The 10,233-nt window shown below is 32.2% G+C and carries 10 protein-coding genes; 4 read left to right on the forward strand and 6 right to left on the reverse strand.

What is annotated here, in order from left to right:
• Nucleotides 1-115: 115 nt before the first annotated feature.
• The 4 genes from B2745_RS13890 to smc form a co-directional block, all read right to left on the reverse strand.
• Nucleotides 116-277 carry a hypothetical protein gene (locus B2745_RS13890; RefSeq protein WP_304067818.1) on the reverse strand — a complete coding sequence of 54 codons (162 nt, stop codon included), beginning with the start codon at nt 275-277 and terminating at the stop codon, nt 116-118.
• Complete coding sequence (locus B2745_RS13895; protein ID WP_304067820.1) at nt 264-728, reverse strand: PIN domain-containing protein; 465 nt, start codon at nt 726-728, stop codon at nt 264-266. Before B2745_RS13895 ends, B2745_RS13890 begins: the two co-directional genes overlap by 14 nt.
• A gap of 71 nt (nt 729-799) precedes the next feature.
• Nucleotides 800-1,681 (reverse strand): glycoside hydrolase family 25 protein, encoded by an 882-nt coding sequence (locus tag B2745_RS13900; RefSeq protein WP_304067823.1) that lies wholly within the window; start codon nt 1,679-1,681, stop codon nt 800-802.
• Nucleotides 1,682-1,684: 3 nt separating this feature from the next.
• On the reverse strand, nt 1,685-5,221 hold the full coding sequence (gene smc / locus B2745_RS13905) for a chromosome segregation protein SMC (protein ID WP_304067826.1): 3,537 nt from the start codon (nt 5,219-5,221) through the stop codon (nt 1,685-1,687).
• 61 nt (nt 5,222-5,282) lie between these two features.
• Between smc and B2745_RS13910 the strand changes: the two genes are divergently transcribed.
• From B2745_RS13910 to B2745_RS13925, 4 genes are all read left to right on the forward strand, one after another.
• Entirely contained in the window at nt 5,283-5,738 is a 456-nt protein-coding gene (locus B2745_RS13910) for a hypothetical protein (RefSeq protein ID WP_304067829.1), read from the forward strand.
• 242 nt (nt 5,739-5,980) lie between these two features.
• On the forward strand, nt 5,981-6,595 hold the full coding sequence (locus B2745_RS13915) for a hypothetical protein (RefSeq protein ID WP_304067832.1): 615 nt from the start codon (nt 5,981-5,983) through the stop codon (nt 6,593-6,595).
• Between the two features lie 210 nt (nt 6,596-6,805).
• The gene (locus B2745_RS13920; protein WP_304067835.1) at nt 6,806-7,276 is read left to right on the forward strand and encodes an SRPBCC family protein; all 471 of its coding nucleotides are present in this window, start codon (nt 6,806-6,808) and stop codon (nt 7,274-7,276) included.
• A 159-nt stretch (nt 7,277-7,435) separates the two neighbouring features.
• The gene (locus B2745_RS13925; RefSeq protein WP_304067838.1) at nt 7,436-7,927 is read left to right on the forward strand and encodes a hypothetical protein; all 492 of its coding nucleotides are present in this window, start codon (nt 7,436-7,438) and stop codon (nt 7,925-7,927) included.
• Between the two features lie 317 nt (nt 7,928-8,244).
• On the opposite strand, the gene B2745_RS13930 is transcribed toward B2745_RS13925, so the two are convergent.
• Both B2745_RS13930 and B2745_RS13935 read right to left on the reverse strand, forming a co-directional pair.
• On the reverse strand, nt 8,245-8,766 hold the full coding sequence (locus tag B2745_RS13930) for an acyl-CoA thioesterase (RefSeq protein ID WP_304067840.1): 522 nt from the start codon (nt 8,764-8,766) through the stop codon (nt 8,245-8,247).
• 3 nt (nt 8,767-8,769) lie between these two features.
• Nucleotides 8,770-10,092: a DUF5103 domain-containing protein gene (locus B2745_RS13935; protein ID WP_304067843.1), complete on the reverse strand. Its 1,323-nt coding sequence runs from the start codon at nt 10,090-10,092 to the stop codon at nt 8,770-8,772.
• Nucleotides 10,093-10,233: the final 141 nt, after the last annotated feature.

The raw sequence follows: 10,233 nt of genomic DNA on the forward strand, positions 1-10,233 counted from the left end.
GCTAATTGTTTTTGAGTGTGGGTAAGGGATGTGCGACAAAGGCTCCTGCGGGATTGATCAGGACTTTTGGTGTAAAAGTTAGTTGTACAGTTGAATAAGTCTAATAATTATTAAATTACTGTCCAACAAGTTTGGTCTTATTTTCTGAAAGCTTCTTTTTGATATATGCTTTCAATTCATCAAAAGTCATGTTCTGAGTTTCGGTACTAATTTGAGTTCTAATTTCTCTCATCATTTTAACAGCATCAAACTGTTTTTCTTTTTTATTCGTTTCCATAATTTACTAAGTCTTTCGGGCTTCTAATTTCAATCATTGAATAACCTAGTCGTAAATTTACTGAATTATATCCTTTTATTCTATCAAGATTTACAATATGCTTAAAATTCCAGCTTGCTAAAACATCTACTTTGTTTATAGTTGCTAATGCGATATGCCGACAATCTTCTAAACTAGTTCTACCAACTACTTTTTCAATAATGTAAGTATCAGCAAGTTTTACTGCTTCTTCAGTTAGTTCAATCCTCTGAAATTTATCGGCAGAATACTTTAATAAATGTTCTCTAACTTTTTGAGGAGCGTTTATTAATTCAAGATCAAGTAAATCAGAAACAACAAAGATAATTTCATTTCTATCAAGTCGTTCAAACAGCTTTAATGTTGCTTCCTTAAACTCTTCATCAAAATAACCACCAACTATTGAAGTGTCAATGTAAATCCTTTGTTTCATAAATATAAAGATATTCTAATTTCAGTACCGAGTAAAGCTTAATTAATATAAAAGCTCTTAATTCTATCGTTTTAATAGCTTTTCTGAACCAGTAAACTACTTAAATCTACTTCATCGCCATTAAAAACATTCATATCTACTTTGCCTTTAATACCATCTATATGGGCATTATCGGCATGTTGCCAAAAGTGCCATGCTGTTTCTGGTAGTTTAAGTTTAGGCTGATAATAATGGGCTATCCAAATGGTATAATCGCTAAACTTATCTTTTAAATTGTCTTCAAAGAATTTATAACCTGTATAAATGATAGGTTTTGTTTTAGTCTTCGTTTCAATTTCATTGAGAAACTCTTGTAAATTTAATTGAAGTTCTAGTTTGCTTAATCCTCCGGTTTCTTCAATATCAATAACAGGAGGGAGGTCGCCAGCTTCTAAATTAACCGTTTGCAGAAAGAATTTGGCTTGCCATTTACCAGACTTTTTAGGTTTAAAATAATGATAGGCCCCTCTAATGATACCTGCATCTTTACTTTCTCGCCAATTTCTTTGGAAATAACTATCTACCAGAGTAACGCCCTCTGTAGCTTTGATAAACGCAAAAGATAGCTTTACGTTATAAGATTCCATAGCCACCACTTTCTCCCAATTGATTTTACCTTGATAGGAAGAAACATCTATACCATGGACATAATATTTACGTGGAATTCTAATCCCAAACTCATCATAATGTGGGTATTCATCAAAAATAAACAAGTCTTTAACCCATCTACCAGTAGAAATGGCTGTTCTAAAAAGCTTGCCATAATACAAAGGAGAAAATAGTAGAACAATAACCAAAGTAATGACAAACTTAAGTTTATGCTTTTGTGCAAAAGTCTTCTTGGTGCTTCTTTTCTTTCTGGTAACTGGCTTTTTAGTACTTGTACGGTTTGTTGTTTTTCTTGCTGGAGGCATAAATTAGGCTACTTCTCTTAAATCTACTGCTACAACTCTTGAAACGCCTTGTTCTACCATGGTAACGCCATAAATAATATCCGTACTGGCAATGGTACGCTTGTTATGAGAAACTACTATAAACTGAGATTCGTTAGAAAACTTACGGATGATATTATTGAATTTATCAATATTGGTATCGTCTAAAGGTGCATCAACCTCATCAAAAATACAGAACGGAGCAGGTTTTAACAGGTAAAGCGAAAATAACAATGCCGTAGCTGTAAGCGTTTTCTCTCCTCCAGATAATTGATTGATGGATAATGGTCTTTTTCCTTTTGGTCTGGCAATGATATCGATATCAGAATCTAAAGGCATATCCGGATTCGTCAAAATTAAATCGCAGTTGTCTTCTTCATTAAATAAAGAGCGGAAAACACGCATAAAGTTCTCTCTAACGTGGGTAAAAGCTACCATGAATTTCTCTTTCGCTGTATCGTCAATTTCTTTTATGGTTTGTAAAAGAGAGGCTTTCGCTTCAGATAAATCTTTCTTCTGAGCTTGGATAAAAGTATAACGCTCTTCCATTTCTTTGTAGGCTTCCATAGCCATGGGGTTGATAGCGCCAAATTCATCCAATTGCTTTTTAATTTTATCTACCTTTTCTCTGGTATCTTGTTCTTCAGCTCCTTCCGGGATTTCAGTATCTAGTAAATCCTCAATCTCTATATTAAACTCTACCGATAAACGCTCTTTTAAAGCATTTAATTCTAGTTTAAGATTGTTCTTTTGGTCTTTAATTTCGTTAAGTAAAACATCGGTATTTTCCTTTTTTCTTCTGATTTCTGAAAGCTGATTTTCTAAATCGTTAACCAAACCACGTACCGCATAATAGTCTTTTTCTGCTTCCTGAAGTGCTTTTTCCATCTCTTCTTTTTGATTGTACATGGCAATCAAGTCTTCATCATCATGATCTACAAACTGTAAAGTATCTTTAATAGTAAGCTTGGTTTCTTCTAGCTCGGCACTGTGTTTATTGATTCTGTTTTCCAGATTTTCTTGTTGTGATTCGCGGTATTCTAAATCTTTGTCTAAGCTGCTAACCTTATTTTGCTGCTGGTGAAATTTGATATTTTCAGCATTGAAAGCAGAAGAGCGCATGGTTAAAACTTCGCTTAACTCGTTAAAAGCCGATTGTTGTGCTATCAATTGTTCATTGATGATTTGTTTTTGAGCAATTAACTCGGCAATTAAAGGTTGCTTTTCTAATAATTCTGAGGCAATATGTTGCAGTTTTTGCTCTATATCTTGTTTTCTATTCTGACTGTTTTCTATAAAAGATTGATATTGCTCTTGCTTAGTTTGCACCGATATCAATTCATTTTGCAAAAGATTTATCTGCGCTGATAGGGTATTAACCTCTTGTATTTTAGTAGCGACTTTAAGTGTTTGTACTTTTAAAGTTCCTTCTTCTATATGGTCTTTAAGTTTTTTAAGCTGTACTTCTGCCTCTTTAATTTCTTTATTAAGATTCTCTAGATTTTTGGCTCTACCAATTCTTTTTCCTTCAAATAAACCAACAGAACCACCTGAAAGGGTGTACTTACTTTTATTAAACTTTCCTGATTTTCCAATCAATACAATAGGTGAATTTAAAAGCTCGGCATTTAAATCTTGCTCTTTACCATCATCAACTAAAAACACATGGCTAAGTAAATGATTGAATAACTTTTTGTATTTTTTATCAGTTTCGGTTACAGATAAAACAGGTATAGCGCCATCTGGGGCTGGTAATTCTTGGGCTTCTTTGTCTTCTAAATTATTTAATATGAAGAAGTTAGCTTTTCCTCTTGAAGAATTGCTTAATAGCTGAATAGCTTCAATAGCATCGCTATATTGCTCTACTACGTAATGGTTCATCAATGGCTCAAGAAAGTTTTCTATGGCTACACGATACTCCTCATTACAAAAAAGAATATCAGAAAGTAGAGGTGCTTTTTTTGTCCATTGTGTGTTTTTTCTTAAAAATCGGATAGATTCTGGAAAGCCTTCTAAATTATCAACCATACTTTTGGTAAGGTTATATTCATTTTGTTTGGCATCCAATTTCCTGCTGATGCTGTTAAACTGTTCTTTATTATCTGCCAGAATAGCTTCTGTAGAAGCTAAATTCTCTTTTAACTCTTCTTCTAGCTCTTGCAAATGCTCTAGCTGATGTTTTTTACTTTCTAAGCTTTCAGAAATATCAGCTATCGCCTTATTGAAATTAGAGAGTTCTATTTTTCTAGAATCAGTATCAGCAATATTTCTACGTGTTTCTTGGTCTAAAGCTTCCTTTTGGATGTTTAAAATCTCAATATCTTTCTCAACTTGGTAAACTTGATTTTGCAAAGCATTAGATTGGTTTTGCATTTGATCTAGCCCTTGTTTGGATGATTGTTGTTGTATTCGTAATTCTTCAACTTCTGCTTTTAAAGCTTCTAGTTTTGTACTGATGCTTTGCAGGTTTTGCTCTTCTTGTAATCTTTCCTCGTTTAAGCGCTTAATATTATAAAAAACATGATTGAGTTGAGCTTTATCTTTCTCCAAATCATCGTTAAGCTTACTTTCTTTGTCTTGTAAAAACTTAAGCTGTTCGTTTTTAATCTTTTTCTCACTTTCATAAGCCCTAATTTTACTCACAAACTCGTTAGTAGCTTTTTGTTGAACAGATAAATTTTTCTCTTTCGTGAGGTTATTAAATTTATGCTTTTGGATGTCTGCATCTAACTGATCAGCCAAAGTGTTGATACCTTGTTTAATTTCTAATTGCTCTTTTTCGCGTTCATCTAGCTGAGCTAAAGAATCTCTGAAACCAATAATCCTGAAAGATGCTAATACAATACTTAAAGCGTGGTATTGTTCTTTTAAACGATAATAACGTTCGGCTTTTTTAGCTTGATTTTCTAGTGTTTTAAGATTTCTTTCAATCTCAAAAAGTAAATCTTCAACCCGACTTAAATCTGCCTCTGTATCTTTTAACTTGTTAAAAGTTTGCTTTTTGCGGAGTTTATACTTGGAAATTCCTGATGCTTCTTCAAATAAAGCCCTTCTGGAGTTTTCTTTATTGGTGATGATTTCATCTATCATTTTTAACTCGATGATAGAGTAGGAGTCGGGCCCAATACCGGTATCTAGAAATAAGTCGGTAATATCTTTTAATCTGCATTGTACATCATTTAAACGATATTCTGATTCTCCGGTACGATACAGTTTACGTGTGATGGTTACCTGCGAAAAATCTGTAGGCAGGATATTTTTAGTATTATCAAAAGTTAAAGATACTTCGGCTAGGTTGGCTGGTTTTCTTGATTTTGTGCCGTTGAAAATGATATTTTCCATTTTCTCTGAACGCAGCATTCTGGTACTTTGCTCGCCCAAAACCCATCTGATGGCATCAACCACGTTAGATTTACCACAACCATTTGGCCCTACAATAGCTGTAACACCTTCATTAAAGTTGATGGTAATCTTATCTCCAAAACTCTTGAAACCCTTAATTTCTAATTTGTTTAACTGCATGCGTTAATAAAACCGTGTATCTTTTAATTCCTCAAAACTAATTAATTTCTTAATTTGCAGTATGGAAAACCTCATATACATTTTAGCACCTATCGCATTATTTCTTTTTAAAGCCTACCAAAACTTTCAAAAAGAGCAAGAGAAAGCTAGAAAACGTAATTTAAGCATCCCAGAGCAGCCAGAAATTACCATTAAAGATGAGGTACAAACTCAACCTATGATAGAAGAGCATACGGAGGCTACAGAACTTAAGCCAGATTATAAACTTTCTAAGCCAGAAAAATACGAAAAAGAACAGTACGAACGTATGGTTTATGAAAGATTAAAAACTCCAAATCAAAAACCTAAAGATTATTATAATCCAGAAATTCCTAGTGCAGAAGTGATGAAAAGTAGAGCTATCCACGAAAAGCATAAACACGGTGTTAGCTTACCAAAGCAGGAAGAGCAAGAAAGCTATGACTTTGATTTAAGACAAGCCGTTATTAATGAAGCGATATTGAAAAGACCTTATTAGGTGGATATAGAGGGATTGATTTTTGATTTAGTGAATGATAGATTAATTTTTTGATTTTTAATTTTTCCTTTTGAATTTTTATTGATTGAAGGATTGATTTTTGAATGAGTGATTAAGCTTTCAGCCTTTTGCATTAAGCTTTAAAAATTGAGTGACTTTTGAGTTTTTAATTTTTCCTTTTGAATTTTCAATGTTATTGCGATGAGGAAAGAAGAAACAATCAATATCTAAAACTAAAATCTATGAAAATTATCTACATATTTATTCTTATTTTCTTATTAAAACTTGGTTTTTATGCTTTTTCTCAAACGGATAAAAAGTCACAAAATGAGTTCCTAATACTAGGGACTTTACAAGATTATATGGGGAGAAAGTTAGACCCAAGGTTTGAGAATTTATTAGATAGATATGATCCTTCTGAAGATACAATGAAATCTATTATAGATTCTCTTGTTAAAATAACCTATCCCAAAGAAGTTTATCAAGATATGGAAATGGGAGTAAATACAATCTTATCGACTTTTTTAGCAAACCGATTTAATGCGTTTTATCATTTTAATAAAGGGCACTCTTATACTCCAAATGGAGGAAATATTTTAATTGGTAAACTGAAAGATGATATTATGAGAAATGAAAAAGAGAAACTAGCTTTCTTAACAGGAGCGTTTCTTCGGTTTGGTAGTATTAGAGATTCGGCTTACTGTATAAGTATTGCTAATTCTATCAGTAAAGCTAAAGTTTGTTATACACTATTAAAAGAACTAGGATGCAAGCCATATTATAATATCCGAAGAAATTATATTCCAGTAGGTCATGATGTTTTTTTCATCCAACTCCAAAAGTTTTATCTTATTTAAAAAGATATGAAAAATTGCTTAAGCGAATCATTGAAAGTCGGGAAGTATTTATTCTGAATATGTTAAAAAAAAGTCATGAAAAATCTAAAAATAAATTATAAGTACTGATAAAGACGAATTGTTTAAAATTACATCGTTTATCAACCACAAAGATTCACAGAGAATACAAAACTTAAACAAAACATAAACTTGAAACTTTAGAAAAATAAAATGAAGAATAATTTACCTACAGTAGAAACTCAAATGTTAATTAGAAAACCTGTTTCTCAAGTTTTTCAAGCATTTATTGATCCGGCAATAACAACTAACTTTTGGTTTACAAAATCAAGCGGACGGTTAGAAGTTGGAAAAACCGTGAAGTGGGAATGGGAAATGTATGGCGTTTCTGACAATGTGTTTACGAAAAAAATTGTCACAAATAAACTGATTTCCACGGAATGGGGTGACCCTCTCACAACAGTTGATTATGAGTTTACTGAATTAACAGACGAAACAACCTATGTTGTTATTAAAAATTATGGGTTCAACTTAACAGGAGATGATTTAATTGAAGCAATAAAAGATAATACAGGTGGTTTTACGACTGTTTTAGACGGACTTAAAGCTTATTTAGAACACAATATTAAATTAAATTTAATAGGCGATAAATATCCTAAAGAAATTAGTCATCACGGACAGTGATTCATCAATATCTATTAATGTTAGAAAAGCTACAATACGATAACTTATTGTATAAAGTTCTTACTGTTTTTAGCTTTTCTTATTTTGCTAATTTTAAATTATCAACTTATATATACTATGTTATAGTATTTTGTTTAATCAAATACAACTATTAAGTTAATGAAAAGACTGCTAATGACTTTCGTAATATCACTTTTCACAATCTTGATTTTTGCTGAGGATAAAACTGTTTCTTATCAAGATTTTAAAATTGATGGTTTGTATTTTATAGCAAACAAAGAAGACATAATCAAAAAGTTTGGTAAACCGATAAAGATATTTAGGCCTAACTATGAATGTGGCTTTTTTTCAGATAATGAGCAATCGGATGGGCCTTATTATTCTTTACAGTACGCATATTTAAAATTTACAGGGAATAAGTTGAATTATCAACTAGTAGAAGTCTTATTTAGTCAAAAAATGAAAAATAAGATTACATACAAGAATCAGGTACTTTCATATAAAACAACAAAAAAGGAATTTGAGAAAATTTTTGGCGTTAAGTTAAATGAAAATAAAATTATCCTGCGTTATAGAAATGCTGACGATGCACTTATATTTTCATTTATTAATGGATTTCTAGCTAAAATTGACTATAAGTCGCCTTGTTAAATTGGCTCACAAATAAGAGTGGCTGTTTAGTGGTTAAATCAAGTCTTTAACGATTATATCGTTTGTTTATTAACAAAGTTCGCAGAGAGCACAAAGCTTAGTGAAGACTTATTAACTTATTGATTGATTTTTGAATGAGTGATTAAGCTTTAAAAATTGAGTGATTTTTGATTTTTTTAATTTTTCCTTTTTAATTTTTTATTGATTGAAGGATTGATTTTTGAATGAGTGATTAAGCTTTCAGCCTTTTGCGTTGAGCTTTAAAAATTGAGTGATTTTTTAATTTTTCCTTTTGACTTTTTAATTTTTCCTTTCTCTCACTGCTTCGCAGCGTTAAACAATGCTTTAAGCTCTGTAGCATCGTCAGGATTCATTTTACCTGATAAGATAAGTCGCAACTGTCTGCGTCTTAAAGCGCCGTCATAAAGTGCTATTTCATCCTCAGATTCTGGAATTAACTCTGGTACTGGAACCGTTTTACCTTCATCATTTAAGGCTACAAAAGTATAATAGGCCTCGTTAGACTTTATACGGGTGCCTGATGGAATGTTTTCTGCCCAAACATCTAGTCTAACTTCAACAGAGGTATGGAAAGCCCGCGTAACTTTGGCATTAATGGTTACCACATCACCCAATTTGATAGGATGTTTAAAAGAAACATTATCTACAGAAGCGGTTACTACAATGCGATTACTGTGTCTTTGTGCAGAAATCGCTGCTGCAATATCCATCCAATGTAATAAACGCCCGCCCATTAAATTGTTAAGGGTGTTGGTATCATTTGGTAATACCAATTCGTTCATGGTGATTAATGAATCTTTTGCTTTCTTAGCGTTCATATCTTAGTTTGTTCTGGGTAATTGTCTGCTGTTTAATTCTCTAAAGGCTATTAATTCTTCAAATCTGGAAGCTGGTGCCCTATAGTAGACTAATATTTGATAATCATTTTCGGTTTCAAAAAAAGAACCATCAAAAGTGTTATCATTAATGATTTTACCGTCTTCTGTAGCCCAAGTGTATTTATAATCATAAACACCTTGTTTTAAAAGCATTGTTTTTGAGAATTGTTTGCTTTCAGGATTGTAAATCAATCTGCTATCTGTATTTTTCTGGTAAGCATTAAACTGACCAATGATATAAGCATGCCCATTGGCATCTGGTTCATCGGCTTTTAAGGTAAAAGTTATAGCTGCATAATCTCCAGCATAATCATCACTATTACCATCCTGATTGATGATATAAAACTTACCATTTTCATCAAACTGGTAAGAGTAATTAGGTGTGTTTAAAACAACATCAGGAAATAATAAAATTCTGTATAAACTATCCAATACGATTTGTCCAACTCGCTCTGATTTAAATCTTAAACTACGGGTATCAAACCTTCTAAATTCATTCGCTCCATCAAAATCATTGGTTAAATTATCTGCATAAACCAATAAGTTGTTTCTTACAAAAAGAGGTCTATTGATGGTTTTGATTAAATCTGTTCGGTTATTTTTTAAGGTAACGATTCTTATTTCCTGATAAGGATTTTGAATGGCCAAACCCGGATGTGCAATATTGATATTCACCTTTTGGCGCTCATCTCTTTTTGCTACTACAGGAGATTGTACTATCTCTGCTTGTACATTAACCTTAGTTTGTACAATGTATAATCTTCTGCTGATGAGTATTTTACGCTGGTCGCCATCTTCATATACTTTAAGTAGATAATTGCCTGATATTTTAGGAATTATACTTGTATTAGGCAAACTTACTTCGTAATGCGTGTAACTTACAAAGGTACCAAAGGAGTATCTAAAATTATTGATGCGTTCTTCGGTAAAACTTTGTAAATACTCAATAGGAGATAAGGATGATGGTTTCCAATCGGCATCGCAATGTTCTAAGGTATAAAACAAGTTTCTGCTTCCACCACGTAAATCATCAAATTTTAAGATAACCTGTTGGCTACTTCCTAAATTTAAAACCGGAAAACTTTGGTCTTTCTCCGTATTAAAAAACTCAACGCTTTTAATCTCCGGAATATAGTTTTTATTATCATAAACCGTTACAGACTCTGGCGTTGCTGCAACAAAAGTCCGTACTTTTTTAGGCTTCTTTTGGGCAAAAGCAGCTAAACTTAATAGCGTTAAAAACAGAAATATCAAATTCTTCTTCATACCATTAAGTTTAACTAGATATTTTAGCCTTCTAAAATCAAAATTTCATCTGCTAACTGCTCCCAATGTAGTTGTAAAGCACCCAACTGCTCTTTTAATTGATGATAACGCTCATTTACCTCTTTTAATTTTTGAGGGTTG

The sequence above is a fragment of the Pedobacter glucosidilyticus genome (genome assembly GCF_002483235.1).
Taxonomy (GTDB): Bacteria; Bacteroidota; Bacteroidia; order Sphingobacteriales; family Sphingobacteriaceae; genus Pseudopedobacter; species Pseudopedobacter glucosidilyticum_B.